Source organism: Desulfatiferula olefinivorans (genome assembly GCF_054657895.1).
Map to the genome: position 1 here is coordinate 119453 of NZ_BAAHXV010000010.1, position 26489 is coordinate 145941.

Annotated in this window: 28 protein-coding genes and 1 other RNA gene; 9 read left to right on the forward strand and 20 right to left on the reverse strand. The window is 55.8% G+C overall.

Features of this window, described 5'->3' with window-relative positions; translation table 11 throughout:
* Nucleotide 1 precedes the first annotated feature (1 nt).
* From ACYQ11_RS09545 to ACYQ11_RS09585, 9 genes are all read right to left on the reverse strand, one after another.
* A complete protein-coding gene (locus ACYQ11_RS09545) occupies nt 2–772 on the reverse strand; it encodes an ATP-binding protein (RefSeq protein ID WP_459923548.1) in 771 nt (256 codons plus the stop codon).
* A 25-nt stretch (nt 773–797) separates the two neighbouring features.
* Entirely contained in the window at nt 798–1814 is a 1017-nt protein-coding gene (locus ACYQ11_RS09550) for a PD-(D/E)XK nuclease family protein (RefSeq protein WP_459923549.1), read from the reverse strand.
* Nucleotides 1811–2131, reverse strand: coding sequence for a hypothetical protein (locus ACYQ11_RS09555; RefSeq protein WP_324350511.1), 321 nt, complete (start codon nt 2129–2131; stop codon nt 1811–1813). The genes ACYQ11_RS09550 and ACYQ11_RS09555 overlap by 4 nt, the downstream gene beginning before the upstream one ends.
* 108 nt (nt 2132–2239) lie before the next feature.
* On the reverse strand, nt 2240–2824 hold the full coding sequence (locus ACYQ11_RS09560) for a sigma-70 family RNA polymerase sigma factor (RefSeq protein WP_459923550.1): 585 nt from the start codon (nt 2822–2824) through the stop codon (nt 2240–2242).
* 215 nt (nt 2825–3039) lie between these two features.
* Nucleotides 3040–3366 carry a hypothetical protein gene (locus ACYQ11_RS09565; protein ID WP_459923551.1) on the reverse strand — a complete coding sequence of 109 codons (327 nt, stop codon included), beginning with the start codon at nt 3364–3366 and terminating at the stop codon, nt 3040–3042.
* Between the two features lie 322 nt (nt 3367–3688).
* Nucleotides 3689–4108 carry a hypothetical protein gene (locus ACYQ11_RS09570; protein WP_459923552.1) on the reverse strand — a complete coding sequence of 140 codons (420 nt, stop codon included), beginning with the start codon at nt 4106–4108 and terminating at the stop codon, nt 3689–3691.
* A complete protein-coding gene (locus ACYQ11_RS09575; protein ID WP_459923553.1) occupies nt 4108–5691 on the reverse strand; it encodes a recombinase family protein in 1584 nt (527 codons plus the stop codon). The genes ACYQ11_RS09570 and ACYQ11_RS09575 overlap by 1 nt, the downstream gene beginning before the upstream one ends.
* Nucleotides 5684–6190, reverse strand: coding sequence for a DUF2924 domain-containing protein (locus ACYQ11_RS09580; protein ID WP_011366941.1), 507 nt, complete (start codon nt 6188–6190; stop codon nt 5684–5686). The genes ACYQ11_RS09575 and ACYQ11_RS09580 overlap by 8 nt, the downstream gene beginning before the upstream one ends.
* A gap of 20 nt (nt 6191–6210) precedes the next feature.
* A complete protein-coding gene (locus ACYQ11_RS09585; protein ID WP_459923554.1) occupies nt 6211–6558 on the reverse strand; it encodes a hypothetical protein in 348 nt (115 codons plus the stop codon).
* 219 nt (nt 6559–6777) lie between these two features.
* On the opposite strand from ACYQ11_RS09585, the gene lexA reads away from it, so the two are divergent.
* The 4 genes from lexA to ACYQ11_RS09605 are packed head-to-tail and all read left to right on the forward strand — an operon-like array spanning nt 6778 to nt 10282.
* Nucleotides 6778–7401, forward strand: coding sequence for a transcriptional repressor LexA (gene lexA / locus ACYQ11_RS09590; RefSeq protein ID WP_011366939.1), 624 nt, complete (start codon nt 6778–6780; stop codon nt 7399–7401).
* A gap of 50 nt (nt 7402–7451) precedes the next feature.
* Entirely contained in the window at nt 7452–8618 is a 1167-nt protein-coding gene (locus ACYQ11_RS09595) for a hypothetical protein (RefSeq protein ID WP_459923555.1), read from the forward strand.
* Entirely contained in the window at nt 8611–9708 is a 1098-nt protein-coding gene (locus ACYQ11_RS09600; protein ID WP_459923556.1) for a hypothetical protein, read from the forward strand. The genes ACYQ11_RS09595 and ACYQ11_RS09600 overlap by 8 nt, the downstream gene beginning before the upstream one ends.
* Nucleotides 9701–10282 (forward strand): hypothetical protein, encoded by a 582-nt coding sequence (locus tag ACYQ11_RS09605; RefSeq protein ID WP_459923557.1) that lies wholly within the window; start codon nt 9701–9703, stop codon nt 10280–10282. Before ACYQ11_RS09600 ends, ACYQ11_RS09605 begins: the two co-directional genes overlap by 8 nt.
* Before the next feature lie 360 nt (nt 10283–10642).
* On the opposite strand, the gene ssrA is transcribed toward ACYQ11_RS09605, so the two are convergent.
* The 6 genes from ssrA to ACYQ11_RS09635 form a co-directional block, all read right to left on the reverse strand.
* Nucleotides 10643–11045, reverse strand: a transfer-messenger RNA (tmRNA) gene (gene ssrA / locus ACYQ11_RS09610).
* A 50-nt stretch (nt 11046–11095) separates the two neighbouring features.
* On the reverse strand, nt 11096–11569 hold the full coding sequence (gene smpB, locus ACYQ11_RS09615) for an SsrA-binding protein SmpB (RefSeq protein ID WP_459923558.1): 474 nt from the start codon (nt 11567–11569) through the stop codon (nt 11096–11098).
* 22 nt (nt 11570–11591) lie between these two features.
* Nucleotides 11592–13361 (reverse strand): phosphoenolpyruvate--protein phosphotransferase, encoded by a 1770-nt coding sequence (gene ptsP, locus ACYQ11_RS09620; RefSeq protein WP_459923559.1) that lies wholly within the window; start codon nt 13359–13361, stop codon nt 11592–11594.
* Nucleotides 13354–13623 (reverse strand): HPr family phosphocarrier protein, encoded by a 270-nt coding sequence (locus tag ACYQ11_RS09625; protein WP_459923573.1) that lies wholly within the window; start codon nt 13621–13623, stop codon nt 13354–13356. Before ACYQ11_RS09625 ends, ptsP begins: the two co-directional genes overlap by 8 nt.
* 227 nt (nt 13624–13850) lie before the next feature.
* On the reverse strand, nt 13851–15950 hold the full coding sequence (locus ACYQ11_RS09630; RefSeq protein WP_459923560.1) for a flagellar assembly protein A: 2100 nt from the start codon (nt 15948–15950) through the stop codon (nt 13851–13853).
* A 194-nt stretch (nt 15951–16144) separates the two neighbouring features.
* Entirely contained in the window at nt 16145–16399 is a 255-nt protein-coding gene (locus tag ACYQ11_RS09635) for a hypothetical protein (RefSeq protein ID WP_459923561.1), read from the reverse strand.
* 311 nt (nt 16400–16710) lie between these two features.
* On the opposite strand from ACYQ11_RS09635, the gene ACYQ11_RS09640 reads away from it, so the two are divergent.
* The 3 genes from ACYQ11_RS09640 (at nt 16711) to ACYQ11_RS09650 (ending at nt 19164) form a co-directional block, all read left to right on the forward strand.
* Nucleotides 16711–17106, forward strand: a complete 396-nt coding sequence (locus ACYQ11_RS09640; protein ID WP_459923562.1) for a response regulator — start codon at nt 16711–16713, stop codon at nt 17104–17106.
* 716 nt (nt 17107–17822) lie between these two features.
* Nucleotides 17823–18311, forward strand: coding sequence for a hypothetical protein (locus ACYQ11_RS09645; RefSeq protein WP_459923563.1), 489 nt, complete (start codon nt 17823–17825; stop codon nt 18309–18311).
* A gap of 22 nt (nt 18312–18333) precedes the next feature.
* Entirely contained in the window at nt 18334–19164 is an 831-nt protein-coding gene (locus ACYQ11_RS09650) for a lysophospholipid acyltransferase family protein (protein WP_459923564.1), read from the forward strand.
* Between the two features lie 7 nt (nt 19165–19171).
* On the opposite strand, the gene ACYQ11_RS09655 is transcribed toward ACYQ11_RS09650, so the two are convergent.
* Nucleotides 19172–19966: a hypothetical protein gene (locus ACYQ11_RS09655; protein WP_459923565.1), complete on the reverse strand. Its 795-nt coding sequence runs from the start codon at nt 19964–19966 to the stop codon at nt 19172–19174.
* 127 nt (nt 19967–20093) lie between these two features.
* Nucleotides 20094–20774, reverse strand: coding sequence for a zinc metallopeptidase (locus ACYQ11_RS09660; protein WP_459923566.1), 681 nt, complete (start codon nt 20772–20774; stop codon nt 20094–20096).
* Between the two features lie 171 nt (nt 20775–20945).
* Between ACYQ11_RS09660 and ACYQ11_RS09665 the strand changes: the two genes are divergently transcribed.
* Nucleotides 20946–21725 (forward strand): ATP-binding protein, encoded by a 780-nt coding sequence (locus ACYQ11_RS09665; protein ID WP_459923567.1) that lies wholly within the window; start codon nt 20946–20948, stop codon nt 21723–21725.
* A complete protein-coding gene (locus ACYQ11_RS09670) occupies nt 21718–22407 on the forward strand; it encodes a Crp/Fnr family transcriptional regulator (protein ID WP_459923568.1) in 690 nt (229 codons plus the stop codon). The genes ACYQ11_RS09665 and ACYQ11_RS09670 overlap by 8 nt, the downstream gene beginning before the upstream one ends.
* 7 nt (nt 22408–22414) lie before the next feature.
* Here the strand turns inward: ACYQ11_RS09670 and ACYQ11_RS09675 are convergent, their stop codons facing one another.
* The 3 genes from ACYQ11_RS09675 to ACYQ11_RS09685 form a co-directional block, all read right to left on the reverse strand.
* Entirely contained in the window at nt 22415–23173 is a 759-nt protein-coding gene (locus ACYQ11_RS09675; RefSeq protein ID WP_459923569.1) for an HD domain-containing protein, read from the reverse strand.
* A gap of 32 nt (nt 23174–23205) precedes the next feature.
* Complete coding sequence (locus tag ACYQ11_RS09680) at nt 23206–24714, reverse strand: sensor histidine kinase (RefSeq protein WP_459923570.1); 1509 nt, start codon at nt 24712–24714, stop codon at nt 23206–23208.
* Nucleotides 24715–24718: 4 nt separating this feature from the next.
* Nucleotides 24719–26489: ATP-binding protein (locus tag ACYQ11_RS09685; protein ID WP_459923571.1), on the reverse strand; the 1771-nt coding region annotated here is incomplete at its 5' end.

Below are 26489 nucleotides of genomic sequence, written 5' to 3' on the forward strand. Positions count from 1 at the left end.
ATTACTCCTTATTTTGAGGTTTAGCCGTTGTGGCTGGCTCCGACTTAGTCCGGGCGGCACTCACCGCTGAACCGGCAGCCGTTTGATTGAAAGCTTTCAGGAAGGTCGGGAAATCCAGAGGGATCATCTCCGGAAGTCGGCCGGTTCGATCTCCGGCGTCGTAATTGGGGCTTGGCTTGGTGCGCATCACCCGCTGATACATGGGCTTGCCGTCGTCACCGGTTTTCATGTCCAGATCACAGAACAGGATCAGGTCCACCAGACCGGTGACCAGTTTGCGGGCCTTGTCCGGCAGGGTCGGCACAATGCGAGTGTGCTTACCAGTGCGTGTCTCGATGTCACGCTCGTGGGAATGGGAAATGAGGATCAGGCCGTAAGGCAGGAATGCCAGCTTGTTGAGAACACGCTGAAATTCATTGTTGATCAGGGCATAGCCTTTTCCGTAGCCAAGATCGGACTCATGCTCGATCTTGAACTTCTTGCAGACATAATCCGCACACATGCGGTAAGCGTTATCCACCGTGTCGATGACGATGGTCTTGAAATCGTGTTTGCCTTCCGCAATTTCGGCACACGCCTGCAGAAGGTCGTCCCAGCAGGTAATAGGCGCTTCGAACACTTCGAGGGCGTTCAGGCCCGGTTCCGTGGCCAGAAACAGGGCGTTCTCAGCATGGGAGCACCAAGTGCTCTTGCCAATTTTGCTTGGACCGTAAACCAGTGCGGTCAGGTCGTTCAGGTGTGCTTTCGGTTTGGTTTTGCTTTTTGGAAGCATGATTTATCTCCTTGTATGGTTTGGGTTAAAAAACAGGGGCAGCGTCTTCACTTGCTCCATCCCGCAGCTCTTCGTGCGGGAGCACCCGTTGGTAATGGTTTTCAATGACGTTGGGGTTCTCACCGCTTCGGCACAGCGGGAAGTAGGGACAGGCGCGTCCATACTGAAAACAGAAGGCCGTATTGCGGTAGAAGGTGTTGCGGCGACGGGCATCCAGCATGGCTTTGGATAATTCCCAAAGCTCACTGCGGAGCTCGTCGAATTGATCGCGGGAGATGTAGAGCAGCTCCCGGTGAAACATGCCGGGTTCGAGGTATTTGTCTTTGAGGCGCTGCTGAAAGACATCATCCGGCTCGGGCATCTTGCGCTTGGCGCTGCTCTTGCCGGTTTTGGATTTGGCAATCAGCTCTGCACGGCGGGATTCAAACTCAGCTTCCGTTTCGCCTTTGCTCTGGCGGAGTTTGGCTTTGACCAGCACGTTGTAGATGATGCCGGAAATACGGATGCCTAGGGTCTGCTCCAGATACCACGCATAAATGATGATCTGAAAATCAGTCCAGAGCCGTTCCAGATAACCGGCATCGATTTGGGATGCGGTCTTATGCTCCAGCAGGAAGTATTGACCATCCTGTTGGACCAAACCGTCCACCTTGCCAGCCAGCACGAAACTTCTCGATGCGGCGTTGGTATCCGGATTGACGATGGGACCTTCGAAGGTCTTCTCCAAAGCAACCACGTCAAAATCCTCGACGGGATACTGCTCCGAGTATGAACTCATCATCGCAGTGGCCAGATGCCAGTCCGCGAGCTGATGGTCATCCTGTGCCCGGTTGGCATAGACCTGATCGATGTGTTCGAGAACCTTTTCGAGTTCCCGCTGGCCATGCCAGATTTCAAGGCAGTCGTGGATGACCGATCCGAAAGCCAGGTTGTGATCCCGCTCCAGAGGAACAAGGTCCCTCAGGTAGCGGTATTCACAAGCCTTGCGGCAATTGCGGAAGAGCCGCCACATGGAATACGTGGTGGTCATCAATTCGCTCATACCGCCACCTCCATTGCTGAAGGTGCTTTTGCATTGCAGGCGCATCCGCCACCGGCGGGTTCACGGTCGATCATGACCGCACGCTCGCCGTATTCCTTGGTGGCGAACCCGGTAAAGATGCTCGCCAGATCACAGCCGACCTTGGTCGCGGCATCGATAAAGCAGGTGCGGTTCTGCTTATCCAGATTGAAGCGGGATTCCATCCTCACTCTGGAGTGTCCATACATGCTTTCCACAGCCAGCAACGCCAGCATGAAGGTATCTTCCAAGTCCTGAGCCGGGACCGACTGATCAAAGCGATACTTGTAAGTTTCCATTGTTAATCTCCTGTTGTTTCTCAGGTTTTCTGTTTACCGAGGCCCCGGTCGTCCGCTTCATGCGGCACGATGCTTACTTACCGGAACCCCGGGCGATGCGTCGGTCGATCAGAGGTATTCTTCCAATCCGCCATCCCGGAATGCGTCCCGCAGCCTGGTCAGTTTCCCGTAGAGGGTGCTGCGCGGAACGCCCATCTCCCTTGCGATTTCAGCCATGTTGCTCGACTGCAGTTTTTCGCAGAGGTCTTGCAGGTCTTCCGGCAGTGCGGCAATGACCCGTTCGAGGTCGAAGCGGATGTCGTTCTGGCGCTGCTCGTTGGTGTCACGGCCGTGATGTCCCATCTGTCCATCACTGCAGACCTGCTCGATACGCTCGGCGGAATCGTTATCTCCGCCCGGAATGGGATCGTTGAGAGAGGCTGTGCATTTGCGCCAGTCCCGGCATTGCGCGAAGCGGGCTTCCAGAATGGTCGAGATCCGCCGCTCAACGATGCGGGTCATGAAGGTTGTCTTTTTGCCCTTGGCTGGGTTGAAGTGCTTCATCCTGCCCAGCAGATCGATCATCAGTTCCTGCTCGAGATCCTGCCGATCGTCTTCTGTCAGTCCGGCTTTACCCACCAGTTGTCTTGCCTTGTGCCGAATAAGGTCTGCGGCATAGCCATCGATGCCGTCATAGGAATTTCGATAAAACATTTGGTCCTCCTCGGAGCGAGGAGGAGCACCGCGTGGGTGTCGGCACGGGCCGGAAACAGAGGAAGGAGCTGATCCAACAAGCGGAGCGTCGCAGGTTCGCCTTTTCTGCCACCTGACGTGCTGATAAACACACGGTCAGGTTTGGCTCGGCGACACCCACAACAGCCTCCGCCTTGCGTCCAGCTTGTTGTCGAAGTGTCTAAATTCTCAGTTTGTTATGCTGCCCGTTCCTCGATGCGGATCAGGAATGGCAGCCCATGCTTGATTTCAAGATGACGGATGATTCCATCGCCCATGCCGGTCAGGTGTTCGATAAGAGCGAGCACCTCCTGCTTCAGGGTGAAGTCATCCTTGGCCAACTCCGGACGATTGCCGTTCTGGCCGCCCAGTTTGATTTCACGCTCGATGATGGTGTCTTCGGTGAGTTCGGGATTTCCGCCCACAACCGGTATGTTGGAAATGCGCCCGAAGTTGATTTGCTGCATCAGCTCGATGAGCTTTTGCTGCGGTTCGTTTAGTTCTGTCTTCTTGATCTGGTTCATGCCGAACCTCCTTTGTTAAGGACCTCCCGGAAGACAGGTCCGGCATGATTTCTCCGGGTGAGGTCGTGAACGTTTTTCTGTTCACCAGACCTGTCACCCTTCTTTGGCGAAATTTCGTTGGGCCACTGAAATTTCACCCAATGCAGATGCGCTGGGATTGGCTAATGCGTTGAATTTGAGGGGGATTTGATGGGGTAAGGCGGGGAAAAATTTCTTAACTTTTTTTGCCTGTCCTCAGTGAAATTTCGTTGAACTCACTCGTCAGGGCATAAAAAAAGCCGACACGAAGGTCGGCTGTTGGGGATGGTTTGTGAGATTGCGATCAGCAGAATCCAAAGAACGTTCTTTGCTCGCTCCAGTCGAGCGGGAATGTTTTCACCAGCTTTGATAGTGAGAGTCCGCTGGGCTCTTCACCGTTAATGATGGCTTCGACAATGTCCGGCGCGAGTGTGGTCAGTTTCAGGGTTCTGGCCACATAGGAGGAGTCCACATCGAGATCCCTTGCCAGCTCGCTGATTGACTTTATCTCGCCGCTCTCGAGGATGTCCGCCCATGAAAAGGCTCGGGCCAGCGACTGGACAATGGCCGTTTGAACGGTTTCCGGCATGCCCTCATTTTCACCGTCCAGCGTATCCGGCGTGAACACCATTTTGCGGCCACGCATTCTTCGGATGAACATGGGGATATGTATATGCAGATTCCCGCTGTCTGAAAGTTTGATGGTTGGTTTGATCTTTTTCATCAGCTGTTACTCCTTTCCCTGACTTCACAGGCCAGACCGGCCAGCTCGGTGACAAGGTTTGTAAGGCCGTTGGTTTTCAGTTCCATGTCGATTCCTGTCTCCCGGATTTCGATGGTTTCCACCAGCAGCTGGATCAGCCGGTTGCGCTCGAGGGGGAACAGGTCCTCCCAGAAGGTTTCCACGCTCTGAAAGGCTTCGGATACATCACCCTCGGAAATCTGCTCCGTATCGATCACCCTCAATCGGGCCGATACGTTGGTGAGCTGTTTGGTTAAATCGACGGCCTGCTGGTTGACCAAGGGCAGTCGGCTATTCCGGTCGGGATCGTCATTATCGGGCGACATCAGTTTCAGAGCTTCCTGTCTGACGCTCTGCAGGGATTGTTCGAGCTCCTTTTTCTGGCCCTGCAGGCGTTCGCGCTCTTCGGCCTCGATTTCTCTGGCGGCAAAGTAGGTCTTGGCCACCAAGGTCGGCGTTCTGAATACCGCTCCCAGCTGATCAAGCACCACCGACTCGATGTCACCGGCAGGAACCCGCTTCAAGGGGCATCGGCTGACAGCGCGTTTGGTATCCTTTTCACATATATAATAGGAGTAGCGCCGGTCGCCCTTGTTGGTATAGGTAATGCCCATGGCGCTGTCGCAGTGGCCGCACCGGATCACGCCACTCAGGGGCGAGACCATTTTCACCCGGGCTTTGCTCATCTTGGTTCGATTGTTTTCCGAGAGCAGCGCCTGAACCTTGTCCCAAGTATTCTGATCGATCAGGGCATCATGCTCCGCCGGATAGTTTTTGCCTTTGTAGGCAATCTCCCCGATATAGAGCCTGTTGTTGAGAAGGCGGTAGACCTGAGCCGTGTTCCATTCGGTACCGACCCGTTCTTTTCCTTTCTTGGTGGTCCATGATTTGGTTTTGTATCCCTGTTCGTTCAGCTCCTGCGCCACTTTCTTGGCTGATCCCACCTGCGTATATCGCCTGAAGATGAGTTTTATCAACGGGGCTTCGCTCTGGTTGATCAGCAGCTTTTTGTTTTCCCGGTCCACGTCATAGCCGAGTACCGCAGGTCCTCCGCAGTATTTTCCCCTGCGTTTTGCGGCGGCCACCTTGTCCCGGATACGCTCTCCGATGACCTCACGCTCATACTGGGCAAAGGTGATCAGGATTCCCAGAAACATGCGCCCCGTCGAGTCGGTGGTGCTGAAGTGCTGGGTGACGGATACAAAGCTCACTTCCTTTTCATTGAAGAGCTCGATCATCTTCATGAAGTCCAGCAGGGATCGGGATAGTCGGTCGATTTTGTAAACGACGATGACATCAATCTTACCGGCATCGATATCCGCCAGCAGTCTCTGCAGTGCCGGGCGTTCCATGGTCCCACCGGAAAAGCCGCCGTCATCATATCGGTAAGGGATAGCCTTCCATCCCTGTAGCTTCTGACTTTCGATGTAGGCTTCACCGGCCTCCCTCTGGGCGTCGAGTGAATTGAACTCCTGATCCAGACCTTCCTCGTGGCTTTTGCGGGTATAGATGGCGCAGCGGAGTGTTTTGCGCTGGCCGTTTTGCGTATTGTTATTATTAAGCATTCGGACCACCTTCCTTTTTTCTGTGACTGTTCTTCAGGCCGAAAAAGATCTTGCCGTTCCAGCGAGTGCCTGTGATTTCCCTCGCTATGGCGCTCAGTGATCTGAAGATGCGGCCGTCGTACTCAAAGCCACTTTCCCGGGCGATCACTTCATAGCGCTGGTCGTTCCAGATCCGGACAAACCGGGTGCCCGGCAGGATGGCTTCCTGTGATTTTCGCTCCTCCGGAATCTTGCGGATGACCGTTGCCACCGGATCGGTCTCGGCAACTTTCTTCAGGTGGGATTTGGCCTGCTCCGACAGGCCGCCGTAAAAGAGCTCCTGAATCCGGTGCGCCAGCCGTTTAACCAGAAACTGCTTCTTGTACTGGGGTGGCTCGGTTCCATAAAGGTCCAGCCATTTCTCTCTGAGCTGATCAAGGCTCATGTTCTGGAGCGTTGCCAGTTGCCTCAACACCGATGTCTTGGTCGGCTCCGTTTTTTTGTTTTTCAAGTCATTCATTTTCAACTCCTTATATTCGATTACAGGACTCGGTTGTCATGAATGACGCTCTTTCTGGCAGAAGAATCAAGTCCTTCTCCGAAGGTTCCGGAAGAATCTGCAACATTCTTTAAGTTGTTGGCATTATTGGCCTTACGATACCGACTCCTGAGTGCGGCAATGGCCAGAATGGCCGCAATGGCATCCAGCCGCTGTTCCGGGTTAATGCCTTCAGCATCCGGCAGTTGGGCGTCGGTCAACTGGTTTGAGTAAGGGTTTTCAGGTGCTAATTCCACATCAAGCATAAGGGCCTCCGTTGGGCCGGTGCCGATGAGGGAAGCTGCGGGTGCCAAAAACAAAAGGCGGTTGGGATGCGCGTTTTTCAGCACCCACAACCGCCTCTGCCTGGCATCCGGCCAATTGTCTGGTTTCTAACTCATGTCCGAGGCGAACCCTCGGAACTTTCGGAGGTTACTTACCGGGAGGGGTTTCAATCCGTCGGAAGTTTTATTTATAAGATTTCTTGACCTGATGGATATAAGGTCTTATATTTATATGTTATTCGGCCCAAACTGGGGCTCTCTGTCTTTTAAAGGAAGGAGGACGCTATGGGCAGAAACAGAGAAGACGACATTACGCCGTTGCAGCAGGAAACACTTGATGAAATATGCCGGTACGTTTCAGCCAAAGGGTATCCGCCGACGGTTAAAGAAATGAGCGAAACATTTGGAATCAGTCACGCCAGTGTGCATGACCGGATCAACCAGTTGGTTCGCAAAGGTTATTTGAAAAGAGAGGAAGGTAAAGCTCGCGGTCTGACCGTGACCAAGCATCCTCAGACAAACGCGGTCGCCCTTGTGGCGGTTCCGATTGTCGGCACGGTTGCAGCCGGTCATCCGATTTTCGCTCATGAGAACATCACGGGCGAGGTTCTGGTGGAAGCATCCGTTGTCGGATCAGGTAAGTGCTTTGCCTTGTACACACAGGGCGACAGTATGATCGATGCCGGAATAAACGACGGCGACCTGATCATTGTGAGGCGTCAGCCAATTGCCGAGGACGGTGATATCGTTATTGCTCTGCTTGACGATGAAGCCACGGTCAAAAGGCTGAAAATTGATAATGAGCTCATCGAGCTGGTCCCGGAGAATCCGAGGCTGAAACCGATCAGGGTCAAACCTGAAGATGAATTGAGGATTCTCGGCAAAGTGGTGGGCCGTAAACGAATTTGAGAGAACACTATGTAAGGACAGCTATAAGCTAAAAAAAACAGGAGAAATTAATGGCAACTTTAAACCTTCGCCGCTTTTCGAAGCCGGAAATGCTCCGGAAGATCGACCGGAGCCATCTGATCACATTTTTTGAGCCCTACACCGAGTATCTATCCGGGCGAGGGATAGAGTTGCCATCGGCAGCCGCAGAAAACGGACTGGACTATACAGTCATGAGTAATGTGCTGCTGAACCCGAACACCAGCACACCGCCAGAGATGTCGGAAGCGCTCTATTACATTAACGAGATGTCGACTCCTGAAGGATTCGACCTGATACAGGAGGCCATTGCCGACACCGAGATCGATGTCAGCATTTCAGAAGATGCCGCTTACGGTGACCTGGCTCTGCAGGTCTGGGTTCAGGACCGCAATATCATCGAGCGTCTCCATGCCGAGCAGTTCCTGTTTCGCCCACGATCCTTTGAATATTTCAAATGCACCCGGGAAACCATTCCGGACTTTGAAGAACCGAGCGAAGAAACCATTGCCGCCCTCGAAGCAGATCTGGATGAATGGTTTGCCAAGAAACGCCGTGGCCGGGCTTCAAAGGTATTCAGCTATGTGAAAGATGATTTTGTTTGGTTCCTTGTCCGTCATGGGGAACCTTTCACCCGGGAGTCGATTATTAAGGACGGTGAATCCAAAAGCCTGTTCTATCGGCCGGAAAAATATGACGTGCTCGTTTACAACCCGGAGAATGGTGAGATCCGGATGAACGCACGCTCCAAGGGAGAAAAGGAGCTTTACCGCACCAAATTTGGCCTTCATCTTTTCGGTGACAGCGAGTTTTTTGATGGCAAAAGCAAATTCACTCTGGAGCCGTTGAGGGAGTCAGGTTCAGCTTCCATCCTCTGTGATGATGTTGAAGGGATTGATTGGGTGCGTCTGAAGGAGTTCCAGATCTTCCGTGGCGGAACACATAAAGAGATCGAGATCCGCAAAGCCGAAGATGTCTTTGCTTCATTGGAAGAGCGGGATCGCAGTATCCCCAATGGCGGCCGATTGAGCAAAGCCAGCTTCCAGATCAAGTTTACCGATTCCAAAACACCACGAACCGTCACACTTAGCTCCGGGAACCGGGCTCAGTTCAAACGGGACGATGATGCCGAAGTCCTGGAAAAATGGCTGATTCGCCGTGGATTTGTTATTTCCGGCGCGGAGGACGACGGTGAGTGAAACCCGCCTGTGGCAATTTTTGGAAGAGCACCCGAAGCAGAATGCTGCGTGGTGTGAATGGCAGGAGGCGTTTGGCGGCTGGGAGTCCTTCAGTGGACTTGAAACGAAGTTCCTGCAGCTGACCAATCAGCGTGCGTCTGCGGTCAATTGCAGAACCGACTGTGGACTGGGCTGCCCCAGAAAAGTTGTCGAGCATGCCGCCGATGATATTGTTGCGGTGTGCCCTGAGCAGGAAGAGAAGCCATATAGTCTGAACAAAAGGGATGTGCTGGTCTATACATTGAACCGGTCATCGTTCCACAAAAGCATCTGTGCCGGGCTTGGAATCACACGAAATGAAAATTCACTGGACGGCATTCCCGGTGTTTTCCGTCTGGGGGATTACACGCCGACCGCCGGTTTCAATTTTCCGGTTTACCTGACCTTCAAGAATGACCCGGACGAACTTCTCGAAAGCGTCAGGAATATCAGCCTGCTTGGGCAGAACCCTTATGCGTTGCTCATTCCAACCCGCAAGCAACTGACACCCCGGGCCGAGGATCTCCTGAGCCGGAGTGGTTCAATATGTATCGTGTTGAGCGAGGATTTTTCCATTCAAGCCAATGGCAGCCTGAAAGCTCTCAGGCCAGCGACCGATGTATTTGCAACCTTTCAGGCTGATGTACCTGAACCGGATTCTGGAGGAATGGTCCATTTCGACACACCTGCCGGTATCAATTGGAGCGGTATCACCATCAAGTTTACTGACGGCCACACCGTTTCCATCCGCACCACAAAATCACACGGCCAGTACAATTACACCCAGATGGGAATGGCCAACACCAGAAATGGCAACCCGACCATTCCTTGGGAGCTCCTCAGAGTTTTTGCCGAATCACGCGGCCAGATTGATTGGCAGAGCCAGCATGCGTCTTTCAAGGTCAAGGACCAGAAACCGCGCCTGTCAAAAAAGCTCCGGGAGTTTTTCCGGCTGACAGACGACCCGATTGAATACCTGAAGGAAGAAGGCTGCTATCGTTGCCTTTTTATGATCAAACCCGAGGGGGATGACGACTCAACCTATATCAACGAGGATGCGCTCTATGAATAAAGTCAGACCGTCGGCGGAGCAGGTATCCATGTATCTGAAGCGATGGGATTCGCTGGATAATTATGTGCTGCAGGAGAGTAGCCTCAGAAAACTGTTCGCTGAGACGTACCCCCGAAATGTCGATATGGATGATGTCCTGATCAAGGTCTGTTCGCTGAACGACTTTTACAGCACGAACATTTTTTCACCATTTACCGTTGCCCAACACATAGTCGATCTGGATATCGATCAACGCCTTGGCAACCGGGATCTGACTCTCGTAAACGACATTGCCGTGGTTAAGGTTAACGGCCAGAAGACCATCAATTTTTATTCGTTTGCCACCAAGTATTGCAGCCACCATTTCCCAGAGGACTATCCGATCTATGACAGCTTTGTGGAAAAGATGCTCATGCACTTCAAGCGGGCGGATAAATTCTACAAGTTCAAGAAGGACGACCTGAAGCACTATCCGACATACCACGCTATTTTAATGGAGTTCAGCAGGTTCTATGGGCTGGAAGGTTTCACCCTCAAAGAGGTCGACAAGTACCTCTGGCAGGCGGGCAAAGAATACTTTCCCAAGCAATACTGACCGCTGGAAATCTGAATAAATATCACTTCCCGAAACCTGCGAGAGACTTTTAGTTTGTGAAAATGGCTGGTTTGACCCGACCATTCGATGTCTTAACACAACCGCAAAATACCGTCATTCGGCTAAATGCTTAATCTGAAAGAATATCTGTAACCGGACGCGTATCGGACCCTGTCCGAAGAATACAGAGAATACCGCCCCAAACAGAGAATGAACGTCGGGAGAATGGAGAGAATCTGGTGGCTGGAGAGAGGTTCTGGAAAGATGTCAAAACGGCCGAAACCCTTTGAATACAAGGGGAAAAAGAAAACCCGCCTACCCAGAGAATCACTCTGGAGAGACGGGTTGTCTTTTTCAAAATGGTGGAGGCGGCGGGAGTTGAACCCGCGTCCTAAGAACATTCCCTCTGATACATCTACACTTATAGTCCGCGTCTTTGTACGTCAGGTTTTTACCGGCGGACGGGGTTCGCCTGACGTCTTTTATTCTGCATTATTTTCGGTTGCTGTCGCCGCATGGGAAAAGAAAAACCGGGCAACAGGTCCCTATCACTCAGCTGGTCATCGCTGCTGCCTGAGTGAGGCAACAACAGCGATGTGCGTCTCGAGGACGCATGACTTTAGCATAAGCTGCTGTTAAGCAGCTACAGCCATTTCATAGTCGTCTGCATTTATTGTTTTGGTTGATGATTTACGAGGCCAACAACCATCCTCGAAGTGCAGTATCAAAGATCTCAATTCCCAGTCGAAACCGGTGCGCCCCCTTGAAGGACTGACAGAAAATAATCCTTTATTGCGTGTCTGTCAAACGGATTTATCGGTAATCTTTGTGTTTGTTGACGCGATGCATTTCCCGGTTGGCGTCTTTCTCCTTGAGGCTCTGGCGTTTGTCGTAGAGGTTCTTGCCCTGGCCGATGCCGATTTTTATCTTGATCCGGCTGCCTTTGAAGTAGAGGCTCAAGGGAATCAGCGAGAACCCTTTCTCCCTGATCTTGTTTGCGATTTTCCGGATCTCCGCTTTGTTTAAAAGCAGCTTGCGGGGACGTTCCGGGTCGTGGTTGTCGTTGTAGGAATAGGTGTAGGGGCTGATGTGCATTTGAAGGACGTGGACCTCGCCCTTGTCGTTGACCCGGGCATAGGCGTCCTTGAGGTTCACGTTGCCGTTGCGGACGGATTTGACTTCCGATCCGACAAGAACGAGCCCGGCTTCGTATTCGTCGCTGATGGTGTAGCTGTGCCAGGCTTTTTTGTTGACGGCGATCTGCCGGATTTTCTTTTCCTGTTCCAAAATCGAAAGATCTCCTAAGGGGTTAGTCGGCGATGGGGGCATCGCTTGAGGCAAGCAGCCGGGAGATGTCTGAGACCGTGTTCTGCGTGAACACCTTACGGGTCAGCTCCTCGGCGTCTTTCCGGTTGATCTTCCGGATTCGGTCCTTGACTTCAGGGATGCTCTGGGGCGTCATGCTGATTTCATCGAGGCCCATGCCGATGAGCAGGGGGATCACGGCGGGGTCTGACGCCATTTCGCCGCACATGAAAACGCTGATGCCTTTGTTTCGGCCAACATCCACCACATGCTTGATCATGCGAAGGACCGCCGGATGGGTGGGCTGGTAAAGATGGGCCACCTTGCGGTTGCCCCGGTCGATGGCCAGCATGTACTGGGTCAGGTCGTTGGTGCCGATGCTGAAAAAATCGACCTCATCGGCCAGGGTGTCAGCCATCAGGGCCGCCGAGGGGATTTCGATCATGATGCCCACCTCGATGTCGCTGCGGTGGGGGATGTTTTCTTTTTTCAGGGACCGGGCCGCGTCGTGGAGAAGCTTGCGGGCGGCCAGGACTTCTTCGAGGCCGGATATCATGGGAAACATCACCCGGATGTTGCCGTGGGCGGCGGCTCTTAAAATCGCCCGGAGCTGGGTGGTGAACACATCGGGGCGTTTGAGGCAGAACCGTATGGCGCGAAGGCCCAAGGCCGGATTGGATTCATCGTTGTTTGATTCGTAGGCCAGGGCCTTGTCGCCGTTGATGTCCAGGGTCCTTATCGTCACCGGCTGGGGGGCAAGGAGTTCGGCCACTTCCTTGTACCGTTCAAACAGTTCGTCTTCCGTGGGGTAGCCGGTGCGGCTCAGGTACTGGAATTCGGTGCGGTAAAGTCCGATTCCTTCGCCCCCGTTGTCCAGGACGGCGACCAGTTCCTCGGCCAGTTCGATGTTGCCCATGAGCTTGATGGAAAACCCGTCGGTGGTCACCGCGGGATTCTTGCATTCCCGGCTGATGTTGGCCTTGACGGCGTCGTACTCCAGGCGTTTGGCGCGGTATTTGAGCAGGGTTTCGTCGCTGGGATGGACGATGACCAGGCCCTCGTTGCCGTCGACGATCAGGATGTCTTCGGTCCGGATAAGGCGGGTGGCGTTGCCCAGGCCCTGGATGCACGGGATTTCGAGGGTTCGGGCAATGATGCTGGTGTGAGAGGCCTGGCCGCCCTTGTCGGTGACGAACCCCATGATTTTTTCCAGCTGGATCTGACTGGTGTCGGCCGGTGAAAGATCCCTGGCCACCAGGATGACCCGTTTGTTGATGTGAGCGATATTGATCCGGTCGGCACCGGTCAGGTTCCGCATGATGCGGTCCGAGACCTGGGAAATGTCGGTGGCCCGGGACCTTAGGTAGGGGTCCGGGATGTTCTGGAACATGGCGACGATCCTTGAAACCACCAGCTTGAGGGCCCATTCGGCGTTGACCTTTTCCTGCTCGATGGTCTCGATGGCCTTGCCGTAAAGCATTTTGTCCTTGGTCAGGACCAGGTGGGATTCGAGGATGCTGACGTGCTCGTCGAAATCGTCGGGGAGTTCGCTGATGATGGCCGAAAGCTCTTCCTTGGCTTTTTTCACGGCGGTCTTGAACCGCATCACCTCTTTGCGGACATCGCCGTCGGGCAGGTGGTATTTGTTGACCACGTCCACCCCTTCCTTGTCCACCAGATAGGCCTGGCCGATACAGATCCCCGGAGAGCCCTTGATGCCGGTCAGGATGATTTCCTCAGGGTCCCGGGCGTCGGCCCCGTGCAGCTCATTCATGGAAACCCTGCTCAATCAGTTCTGCAATTTCGCTGAACACCTTGTCGTCCGAATGGTTTTCCATTCGAAGGATCACTTCCGACCCCTTGGTGCATCCCAGGGTCAGGATATCGATGATGCTGACGGCATCGATCATTTCATCTTCCTTGATAAGCCAGACCCTGCCTTCGGCCTTCGAGGCCAGCTGGGCGATCATGGCCGCCGGGCGTGCATGGATGCCCAGAGGGTTGGAGACGGTTATTTTTTTTGTGAGCGTGTTAATGTGACTACCTGCACGGTTAACTGTTCTTGGTTGAAAAACCGGACACGGCGTGAGCGGTCATGCCGTGGTTTCCGGCATGCGTCGACCGTCCCACATCGTGAATCGGTTCATAGTGTTTATCATATACGGTCAGAAGGTGTCAATTCGAAATCATTGACAATACGGGGGATTATGGTTGGTTCGACCGTCGGTCGCCCGGTGGGTAATGCCCTGGATTTACACGACCATCAGTTGGTTTCGACGATCAATTCCCATGTCGGCCCGGAGGGGGTGGTATGACGGGTCTCCCGGATGGTGACATTTTTTCGTGTTTCTTTGAGAATCAGGGTGCTGTTGGGGCCGGCGACGGAGGTCTGGGCCTGGATCTCTTTGATCACCTGGATCAGGGACCGCCCCCGGGACCGCTTTTCCCAGGCGTGAATGTCGCGTATCCGGGCGTTTAGCTCTTCGATGGTCTGAACCAGGGGCTCGCACTGATCCTGGAGGTTCAAGATGGCGTCGGTCACCGAATCCTGTTCGGCAAAAAGCTCGGCGACCTGCTGTTCCAGAAGGCTGTTTTCCTGGTCGCAGTGGGCCCGGGCCCCGGTGAGAAATTGCACCGCCTTGTCGTGGCGGGGGTCGTCGGCCGCATGCATTTTGACACCGTCAAGCTTGGCTTCGATGGTTTTCTTCTGCTCGGTCAGTTTGTCCTGGAGGATGGATTTTTCCATGATCTGCTGGTGGAGGGCTTTCTGGTGATCCACCAGGCCGTCGTTTTTTTTCTGGATGGCGTCAAGCAGGGTCTTTTTTTCTTCGATGACGGCTCGTATGCGATTGACGGCCTTTTTTGTATGATCGTTGATCCCGGCCCGGAGGGTGCAGGGTTGCGAGACGTCGGTTCCCACCCGCATCACCCGGATTCCTTCCCGGGCCGAGACGAAGGATGCGATCAGCGTGACCTTGTCGCCGTTGCAGGCACCGCTGGTTCGGATCTTGCTGTCGATGATCTCTTTTTTGACCAGAATATCACCATAGGCATCGACCTTGGATGAAGTCATGAACATGGCCTGGAGGGTGCCGCCCAGGGTGATCGTCGAATCGGAGATGCCCCCGGATACGTCGATGTTGCCTTTGATATCGAGAACGGCGCCTTCGATTTCCCGGGCGGTCAGGTTGCCGCCTTTGACCGTGAAGCCCGGCTTGACGGCGCCTTTGACGAAAATGTTGCCGTCAAAGGTGATGTTGCCGGTGGTGTAGTCCACATCCCCCTTGATGTGCAGTTCCTGGAAGACCGATATGTCGCCGTGGACCGTCATGAAGGGCTGGCCGTCCTGATCTGCGAAAATCTGAAGGCCGTCGTCGGACGATCGGGTGCCTGCACCGCTTTTCAGGGGTTGGTCCAGGGCCTTGTCTGCCGGAAGGGTCTGTCCGAAGACGTTCGTTCCGGGTGTTCCGTCGATGCCGGGCATTTTTTCAGCCAGCAGCGTCCCGGCCTGAACAAAGGGCACATGACCCCGCTCCCGGAAGTCGATGGTGCCGTCTTCGGTGATTTTTCCAGGGTTCAGGTAATCGGTTTTGAAATAGAGCGTGACCGTTGCGTTTCTTGGAGGCGTGCCGGGCGTACCTTCGGCGACCAGGCATTCCCGGGACCCGCCTTCGGCCTCGGCCAGTTTCGCTTCGATGGTTTCGTCGGGGAGGATGCCGAAGATCACGCCGTTAAGGCCAAGCAGCTCCTTGACGGTCCCGAGGGTCGGGCCGGGGGCGGTGTTTTGGGGAAAACGAAAAAACACCTTCATATCCTGGTCCGTGAACACCAGTGACGGGGCCTTCAAGGTGTCATCGGGTTCATCGACCGGCCGCGCCGACAGTCCGGGCTCGTCCGGAGGCTCGGGGGGGGCGGGGGCGGCCGACCGAATGCCGGGGTCGTCAGCCGTCTGACCGGAGGCGGAGAGTTTTTCGAGCAAAAGGTCCCGTTGGGCGCCGGTCAACAGCTTCCATTCCATGAGGATATCACTGACCGGTTTGAGGGTGCCCTGGGCAAAGGCGAGTTTCTGGGCCTCCAGGGCTTTGGCCATGTGCGGCTGGTCCACGAGTCCGGATTTGACCGCCAGAACACCGAACAGCTTGTCCAGATGGCGGACCGTTGCCGCCGCCAGACGGCTCATGGTCTCCGGGTCGATTATTCCGTTTTCGAGAAAATAATCTTCCATTCGGGCATGATGCCCTTTTCGCCGTTCGGAGGCCACATGGACAAGGGCCCGGCTGACCTGCTCCATGGTTAGAATTTTGTTTTTCAGGGCGAGCTGGACCATTACCGGGATGCCGTCGGCTTCAATGTGGGATGTCATGGGCGCCTCGTTGATTCAAGCCGTCATTTCATGTGGTTACAGGAAAACCGTAACACAGGGAGCCGCCGAGGTCAATCGGCAAGGTGACGGCGGGGGCGTTCCGGGCGGGCCGCCCACAAACCGGATGGAGGGAAAATCGTTCAGGACTTTCGGCTCCACCGGTAAGGGCGTTGGGGAAAGCAGGCCGTTTCGATTCAGGACGTGAACAGTTTGCTGAATTGATCGAACCCGTCGTCGACCATTTTTTTCATGTCGTCTCGTCTTTTTTTGTACTCATTGACCGTGGTCGCGAACGCTTTGATCGAATCTTTGGGCAGGTTCGAGCGCTCCCACATATCGGTGGCCATTTTTTCGGCATGGCCCTGAAGGATGACCATGGTATTGTAACCGGCGTCTATGGCGGTCTTCTGGTAATCCAGGGTTCGTTTGACGATTGATGCGGAATCCATAATTTCCTCCTGTTAAAAACGTCATTGGGTTTCATGCTGTCGACGAACAATCGGTTGCGGGTTCATCGAATAGGCAAACAATAGATCCGGTAGACGGACACAAATAAAAAAAGATGACAAGGGGTGTGATTTTTCGAAAGACTGTTTAAGGTTATAAATGATCGGGCGTTTTTTTTCAATACCCTTTAAGGCGGCGGGGACGATTCGATGCAGGCGATTTTCACGTGGACATCGCCCGGGCGGTTTGTTATATTTCCCGAAAACGCGGGAACCCTTGGATACCAATGAATCACATCAATCAGGAGCCTTTCATGAGGATACTTGTAGTCGATGACGACATGGTCAGCCGGAAAAAAATGGAGGTCATTCTTCAGGAATTCGGCGACTGCTTTCTCGCCGAATCCGGCCGGGATGCCATTCGGGTGTTCCGCGAAGCCTCGGCCAAGAACATTCCCTTCGACCTGATTTCCCTGGATATCAGCATGCCCGACATCAACGGCATCGAGGTGCTCAAAGAGATCCGTCAGATGGAGACGGAGGGGGCCGTTCCTCCGGAGGGGCAGGCCCGGGTGATGATGGTCAGCTCCCATGCCGATCAGGATCTGGTGCTTGGCAGCGTGGCCGCCGGATGCAACAACTATATCGTCAAGCCCTTCGAGAGGGCCAAAGTCCTTGAAAAGCTTCGAGCCCTCGGATTCAACGTATGACCTCCTTTCTTTTTCCCTGACGTCCATTCCCCTTTTGAACGGATGAGCCCAAGCGGTCCGGCGATTTTCCCATGCCGGCCGGGCGTCGGCCGTACGCCTTTTTATTTGATGCCGATAACGTTACGGATTGTAACGGCGGTACCCGTCCAAGGCAATCGCATGTCTATCCCGAACGACCCCTGGGTCATGCCCTGTGGGGAGCGGTTCATGAAATGCCGTGTGTCGGGGATTGGCACTCCCATTTCCTTCGTGTCCTTCAGGGAACGCAGCGACCGGGTGGTTGAATGGTTTGACCATGACGAAAACGAGGCGGGGCTCTTTCCGTCACGGCATGGGATGCCCGCAGGAGCGTTGCCGTGTGACATGCCCCGGCATGTCCGGTGTTCTCTGTGTCTCCGTGACTCTGTGAGAGCGATTAAACCGGCGTCTCCGAAGGGGACGGCCTATATGATTTCTCACGGAGACACAAAGACACAAAGAGGGTGTCGTGTGTTCACGCGATGTATTTCTTGCCGGCAGGGAGACGTGTTTACGTCGACAGGATTGATCTGAAATCAATCCGCTGAGATTCTCACGAAGGCCGTTTTTTGCCTTTCTTCAAGGATATGAGACATGCGATAGCCCTGGGCACCCGTCCGTTTGCCCTTGACACGTCCTTTTAAACAAAGTATGTATTTCGAAAAAAGGACGTATTAATGGATGAGGAGGGAACGGATATGGCCAAGAAAATCACCATCAGTGTGCCCGACGATCTTCATGAAAAGATGGCGGAATGGAAATCCGCCCTGAATTTTTCCAAGGTGTTCCAGACGGCCGTGGCCAACATGATTCGCAAGAAAGAGGCCCTGCGTCACCGGATCAACGAGGAGATCGATCTGGCGTCGATCATCGACCGGTTGAAACGCGAGAAAATGGAATTCGAAAACAACGTGGTCGAAAACGGAAAGAAAGACGGGCTGGAATGGTCCAAAACGGCCCATTACCGGGATATTCAGTATGCCCTTTCCTGGCATCCGGATGACAAGCCCGACAAGGACGAACGTCTGGGTGATTATTTTTCGCAGATGCTCACGGCCTACTCCCGGAAGCTGTCCGTCACGGGCCGTCAGGCTCAGAAACGTCTGAACGAGCTGTCCCGGCAATACCTGGACGGCTGGAAAGAAGGTGTCGAGCTGTTCTGGAACGAGGTCAAGGACAAACTCTAATCAAAGGGCGCAAGGAGAGCGTATGCGACTGGTCAATGCCCCCAAAGCATTTTTTGTAGAATACCGGCAGAAGCACGCCGGTTCCCGTTTCATTTCAATCGACGAATTCAAGGAAACGGTGCTGGTGAGTCTCCGGCCCCTGGTCTGGTTTGCCTACCAGCCCTACAAATGGCTTTTCCTGGCTCCCCTTCTGGCGACATCCACCGTTTGCCTGGCGTCGCTGGTGCTGGTCACGTCCCTTGTGTCCACCCGGTTTGCCCGTTATTTCGCCGTGTTCTGGGCCCGGATCAACAGTTTTTTCACGCCGATGACCGTGAGGGTGCACGGCCGGGAACATATCGATCCGGGGCAGTCCTACGTGATCGTGGCCAATCACCAGAGCCTCTACGATATTTATGTGCTGTACGGGTGGCTGGGGGTGGATTTCAAGTGGGTGATGAAAAAAGAGCTTGAACGGGTACCGGCCCTGGGTCCGGCCTGCAAGGCCCTGGGGCATATTTTTATCGACCGGTCGAACACCGTGGCGGCTGTGGCAAGCATCAACGCGGCCCGGGAAAAAATCAACGGCGGAACCTCGGTGGTCTTTTTCCCCGAAGGCTCCCGGAGTGCCGACGGGAAGACCGGCGCCTTCAAAAAAGGGGCGTTCAAGATGGCTCTGGACCTTGGTCTGCCTGTCCTGCCGATCACGCTTTCGGGGACCGGAAAGATTCTTCAAAAGGGTACGACAAACCTGATGCCCGGAACGGCGGATATGATCATTCACCCTCCCATTCCCGTGGCGCCCTATACCGAAAAGACCATCACGAAACTGATGGCCAAGGCCCGGGGCCGGATCATGGCCGGACGGCGATGATCCGGTATCAGGGGATTTCGTAATCCGGCGGCAGGTCCGCACCCTCGATGGCGTATGTCTTGAAATCATCCCAGAGCGTCAGGCCCAGATCGGTGATTCCCCGGCTAAACAGGTCCGCGGCGTCCGGATCCACGCAGTCTGCCGTGCAGGCCGGCCGCTCGCAGGCCATCTGCACGGAGACGGGCGAGGTGTCGTCGATCAGCAGCAGGTTGCTGATATGGGTCCGTTCTTCTTCCGCGAAAAAAAAGGTCGTGGCGATGTAGTAGTCTGTTCCGTCCGCGATTTCCCCCTCCTGCCTGAACCAGGGATCCGTCGGCTCCCGGTCCGCGGTCCCTCCCCTGAGGCCGATGATCAGCCAGCGCTCCGAGGCAGGGTCCCAGGTGAAGGTCGCCAGCACCCGCTCGGCGCGATCCGCTTCATCATAGATATAGGCCTCGCTTTCATAGACAAACCGTCCTCCGGCCACATCGATGGTCGCATCCCGGTCCGTGTTGGTGTAGACCGTGCCCACCCGGCTGCGGATGGAAAAACGGATCACCTCGTTAAAGCGGTTCATGCTGTAGGTAAGACCGATCAACTGGTCTTCCACGGCGATCAGGTAGTCGTCCAGAAGGGGGTCGGCGTCGGGAAGGGCGTCCAGCTCCCGGCCGGTCTGGATGAGGGCGTCGTAGGCCGTCTGTCGAAGATCTTCGGCGGCGGCGCGGAACGAGGCCAGGGGATCGGGGCTTCCGCCCGAGTCGCTGCTGCAGCTCCACAGGGCGGGGCAGAGCACTATCGACAAAACAATGATGTACCGTTTCATGCAATCGGTCTCCACGTGGGGTAAGGGTTGGGGTTATTCGTCTGCGCATCGATACGATGGTCTTTTATACCCCATCGCCCCGCGGATCACAAGACGAAATTGACCGGTCGGTAAGACGGCTGTGCCGTCAGCGGCGAAGAACACGAAGCCATCGCCAGATGTTGAGCAGACCGGCAAGGGCTTGGGCCACATAGGTGATGGCGCAGGCCGTGAGAATGGTCCGGGCCGGAGACAGATCCTCCGGGGGGACGAGGCGCTGCCTGGACAGGCAGGGCAGGGCCCGGTTGAAGCCGGCGTCGAACTCCACGGGCAGGGTGATCAGATGGACAAGAAGCGGCATACCCAGGCCCAGAACGCCTCCGATGAAAACAAGTACGCCGGACGCCGGAACGCGGGTGAGGGCCGTGATGACCGGTGCGGCCATGATGATGCCGATGCCGATACGTTCCAGATTCCGGGCGGTGATGAGAAGGCGGGTCCGGACCGTCAGGGGCCGGTATCCTGCGGCGTGCTGGAGGGCATGGCCCACCTCGTGGGCCGCAACCACCACGGCGCTGAGGCTTCGCCTTCCGCAGTAACGGGGGTTGAGACGGACCGCCCCGGCCTCGGGGTCGTAATGATCACCCAGGGCGGTGGACTCCACGGTGATGTGGGTAAGGCCGGCCCGGTCGAGGATCAGCCGGGCCAGGTCGTAACCGGTTCCGGAAAAATACTCCTCACGGTTGTGGCGGGCAAGGACATGATTCGCCCAGAGGCCTGGGCCGTATATGGCCGCCACGACGGCGAGGATGATAAGGATAAGAAGCACGGACAATCTCCCGGGGGTCGGTATGGAACAGTTTTTTTCCCGTCACCCTAAACCGGAACGGGATTTTTGGCAAGGCGGGAAAGGTTGACAGAGACCGCAGGGTAAAGTATCAGTTGAAAGATCAAAGGGGTCTGATCGTCTGACGGTTGTCATCAAACAACAGGAAAAGCCATGAAAATCATTATCTGCGGCAAGGGCGGCAGTGGGAAAAGCACGGTTTCGGTCATGCTGGCCAGAGCCCTGGCCCGTCGAAATTACCGGGTGCTTCTGATCGATGCCGATGAATCCAATCTGGGGCTGCACCGTCTGCTCGGGGTCGATGCACCCACGGTGATTCTGGACAGCCTGGGCGGCAAACGGGGCATGCGGGAACGTCTCAAGGACCCCCTGACCGGGGAGCGCGTCGATCTGTTTGAGCCCGACCTGGCCTGGGACGCCCTGGGCAGGGACTGCGTGGCGGAAGCAGATGGGGTCTTTCTGGCCTCGGTGGGCAAGATCCGCGAGGCCGGAGAAGGCTGTGCCTGCCCCATGGGACGCCTGTCACGGGATATCCTGAGCCGTCTTCGCATCGGCGAGCGGGATATGGTCGTGATCGACACATCGGCCGGCATCGAGCATTTCGGACGGGGCGTGGACGCCCATGCCGATCTGATCGTGGGGGTGGTGGATCCCAGTTACGAATCCGTGCTGCTCAGTGAAAAAATCCGAGCCATGGCGGACAAAGAGCGCATCGCCTCATGCTTTGTTCTCAACCGGATCGATGCCCGGGGTGAGGGCCTGCTCCGGGCGGAAATGAAAGCCGCTCCCCCGGTGGCGAGCCTGCCCTTCAGCGACGCCGTTTTTCAGGCGGGGCTCACGGGCGAACCGGTCCGTGACCTACCGCCCGGCATTGAAACGCTCTGCGAGGTCGTGCTGCGGAAACAGGATGAAAAAGGCGGTCGTCATGAATGACCTCACGAAGGTGTTCAAACAGATCCCCCTGTTCGCCTCTCTGTCGCCCGAGGCCCTGGGCAAACTCAGTCGCGTCGTGCGCCCCCGCTCGCTGAAAGCGGGTGAGGTGTTGTTTTTCAAGGGCGACGACGGCGAGGCCATGTACATTATCCGGTCGGGAACCATCAAGATCGTGCTGCCCTCGGTGGTCGGTGAGGAAATCATCGTGACCCTGCTTTCGGACAACGATTTTTTCGGTGCCATGGCCATGCTTGACGGCATGCCCCGGTCGGCCGATGCCGTCTCGATCACCCCGTCGGAGATTTTTGTTCTGGGCCGCAACGACTTTTTGTCCATTCTGCAGTCGGACATCAACGCCCTGAAAACCATTCTCTGTGATCTGTCGCGCATGATCCGGAAAACCGACGATCTTCTGGGCGATGTCTGCTTTTTCAATATTTCGGTGAGGCTGGCCAAAAAACTGATGGAGCTGGCCGAAAGCACCGGCCGGCCGGAAAAGGACGGCATTGTTCTGGACATCAGCCTGACCCAGAAGGAACTGGGCGATATGGTGGGGGCGACCCGGGAAAGCGTCAACAAGGCCTTGAAGAATCTCCGTGAAGAGGGCCTGATCGACATCGACGGCAACCGGATCAGGATCATGGACATGGAGGGCCTGTCCCTTCGCATCCGGGAAATCTGACGGCGGTTTAAAAGGCCGACGGATACTCCGACCGGATCAGGGCGAAGAGCCTGTGCCCGATGTCCATACCGATGTCGATGAACTGGGGGCCGTAAAGGCGTCCCGGTTCCGACCGGAACGTGTCCCGGATACGGCCCACGGTTTCGAGGCCCCTGGGGAAATGGCTCATGAAAACCGACAGGGGGATATGGGCCTGGTTGACCATATCCCAGACCGTATGGGTGAAATTGTCCGGTCCCCACCTGAATTTATCCGCATCGTACAGGCAGTTGGACAGCATGAGCCCCTGCTCGGTGAACACCCCCACCGTGGGCCTGAACGCTTCGTGGTTCCGGATGGCCTGGCAGATGTCAGCGATTTCCATGGGGCTGAACGGATAGGCCGGGAGCAGTTCGGCGGCGTAGTCGGCACCGGCCAGGGCATGGTTTTTCCTTCGCCTTAAAATATCGTGCAGCAGTCCGGCGCACTGGGCCAGGAGCAGCAGCCGTTCCGCCTCCCGGGCAGACAAACCCGCCTTGCCCGCCACGATCAGCACCAGGGCCCCCGCATCAAGAGACACCCGTTCGGCATGGTGAAGGCCGTGCCCCATGTTGTCTTCCATCAGGGCACTGACCTCTTTTCTCAGCCGCTGCACCGTGGGGTCGTTCAGGTAAAAATTCATCGACAGACGGTTGGGCTCGGCCTGCTCGATGTAGAAATCCGGAGCGGGTGCGGCTTGAACGAGTCTGCGGGCAAGGTCTCTGATAGGGATGTATTCCGCGTCCATGGAAAAAAATCTATCACGGCCATGAGGGATATTCAAGAACTAGTTGGCCCGGAGGACAGGGTCACGCGGACCTCCGCCCCCCCGCCCGGTCGATTTTGGATACGAATGGTACCCTCGTAGAGTTCGACGATTTTTTTGCAGATGGTCAGGCCCAGCCCCAGGCCGTTCCGGCTTCGGGTCGCGTAGTCCTCGGCCTGGTAAAACGAATCGAACACATGATCAAGGGCGCTGTCCGGCAACCCGACCCCCCGGTCCCGACAGAGGAAGGTTACCGAGTCCGCTTCGGTGACAAGGGACACGTCAAGGCTGCCGCCGGGACGGTTGAATTTGACGGCGTTGTCGATGATCTGCCGGAACATTTCATACAGGTGCTCACTCTGGCCGTGGATGATCGGCGGCGGGCCTTCCAGCGACAGGCTGCTCGTGATGCCCCGTTCCTGCATTTTTTCGTTGAGGGCGTCGATGGCCTGGCGGACGAGGATGTCCAGCCGGACATCGGTTTCCCGGCCCTCGACCCCGGCGTTGTAAAACTGGACGAAGCGAAGCAGTTCGTCGACAATGGCTTCGAGCTGGCTGCCGCAGGCGTGGATCAGGCCCAGGTATTCCCGGTAGTCGGGGGGCAGGTCGGCCGGATCGCTGTACATCAGTTCGGAAAAGCCCTTGATGCCGTTCAAGGGGGTCCGGAGTTCATGGGACAGAATCGACAAAAACCGTGCTTTCTGAGCGTTGGCCTGAACTTTTTCGGTGACATCGCGCATCACCAGGATGTGACCTCCGTCGCGCATGTGGGTGACCAGCATGGAAAAGACCCGATGCCCCCATTGGGGAAAGACCATGTCCCGCTCGCTGGCCGACCGGTTGTCCTTGAACAGTTCGGTGAACTGACCGATCTGGTCGTCTTCAAGCAGTTCGCAAAAACGGCGCCCCTTGATCTGATCGGCGGAGGCGTCGGAGATTCGGAGAAAGGCCTGGTTGGCCTCGAGGATCGTGCGATCCGGCGTGAGGGTGACCATGCAGTCGCTCATGCCGTTGAGGACGGCCTGAAGTTTCTGGAGGGTCGTATTGAGATCCCGGGTCTTTTTTTCCACCAGGTGTTCGAGCTCTTTCTGATAATTCCTCACCCGGTCCTGAGCTTCTTTCATTTTCAGCATGGAGTTCACCCGGACCTTGAGTTCCACCTTGTCCACGGGTTTGGTGATGAAATCGTTGATCCCCGCTTCCACGGCCCGGATGCGTTCGTCCCGGCCCGACAGCGAGGTGACCATGATCACCGGAATGTGTGCGATGGACGGTGTCTTTCGCAGGGTCGTCACGAATTCGAACCCGTCCATGCCGGGCATGATGCCGTCGGCAATGACCAGATCCGTGGCCCCGTCGATCAGGGCAAGGGCCTCGGCGCCCGATTCCGCCAGAAGGGTTTCATGGCCGAAGCCGTTGATCAGCTTGCCCATGTAATGCAGGTCCGTCCGGATGTCATCGACGATGACGATGCGGTTTTTTACCGCGGGTTCGTCGGAAAACGATAAGCCTGTATCGATCATGTCATTATCCTTTGTCGACAAATGTGACCTCCACCCGGTCCAGATACTCCCGGGCCCTGGCCAGGTAAAAGGCCGCGTCGTCGAGGTTTTTGTCCGCCGCCGCTTTTTCGATTTCAAAAAAGATATCACCCAGTGCGTGGAATTCATAGTTCCGGGCCGACCCTTTGAGCCCGTGACCCAGGCGGTACAGGTCATCGACGTTGTTCTGCCGGATCGCCTCGTCCATGCTTTCAAGCGATTCCTTGAAATAGGCGAAAAAACCGTCGAGAAGGTCTTCGAACATGGCGTCGATGATCACTTCGCGCGATGATGGGGGCGCAAGGTTTTCGGCGGTTTCCGGCCCATGATCCGACTGGGGGATTGAGCCCCGATCGGTGTCGGACGGCACGAACAGGGCGCTGATGGCGCTGATCAGGTCGTTTTTGCGGATGGGTTTGATCAGAAGATCGTTGCATCCTGCGTCGTAACATTGGCGCCGCTGCTCCCCGAAGGCATGGGCCGACAAGATCAGGATGGGGGTGGGCGGCCGCTGCATGGCCGTTTCCCGGTCACGGATGATCCGGGTGGCCTCGAGACCGCTCATGACCGGCATTTCCACATCCATCAGAACCAGGTCGAAGGGGCGGGAGAAAAACAGGTCCACCGCCTCTTTGCCGTTTTCCGCATCGAAAAGGGTCACCGGCGTGTTTTTTAAAAATCGGTGAATCACGGTCCGGTTGGGCTCGATGTCGTCGACCAGAAGGATGGACAGGGGAGGGAGCTGCCGCTCCAGCATCGCCGGGGCCGGCAGGGCCGATACGGCCGTGGTGTCCGAACGCCTGAGGGTGATCCGGAACGAGAACACCGAGCCGCTGCCTTCCCGGCTTGACACGGTCAGCCGGCCGCCCATCAGTTCGACCAGCCGTTTGCAGATGGACAGCCCCAGCCCCGTACCGCCGAACCGTCGTTTGACAAAGCTGTCTGCCTGGGTGAAACTTTCGAAAATGCTTTCCAGCTTGGATTCGGGAATTCCGATGCCGCTGTCTTTGACCTGAAAAAGGATCTCCTCGCTCTCCGACGGCGCCTGACTCGGACTGCATTTTTCAACGGTCAGGGCCACGAACCCCTCCCGGGTGAATTTCACGGCGTTGCCGGTCAGGTTGATAAGGATCTGTTTGAGCCGGACCGGATCACCGATCAGCACCGGATGGATGGACGGATCGATGTCGACGGTGATGGCCAGGGTCTTGTCCCTGGCCCTGACGGATACCAGGTCCTTGACCTCGCTTACGATTTTCGACAGATCAAAGGGAATGGCTTCGAGGATCAGCTGCTGGGCCTCGATTTTCGAGAAATCGAGAATGTCGTTGATGATGGATTCCAGAAATTCACCGGACGACTGAAGCATGCGGATGTATTCGACCTGATCTTCGGAGGGATGGGTTTCCATCAGCATGTCCGTCATGCCCAGCACCGAATTGAGGGGCGTCCTCAATTCGTGGCTCATCCGTGCGATGAACATGGTCTTGGCCTGGTTGGCCGCATCGGCGGCTTTCTGTCTTTTTTCGGCCTCTTCCTTTTCTTTGCGGTCCGAGATATCGATGATCGAGCCTTCGACAAAGCGCACCGCGCCGTCGTCGTCGCTGACGGCCCGGGCGCTGATGGACATCCAGAACGGGGTCTTGTCTTTTTTCAGCCCCCTGATTTCGATGCCGGTGATGGTCTTCATGTCCCGGAGGGTTTCGGCGATGCGTTTGAAATCATCGGGGTCGTCAAAACACTGGGTCGCGACGTTG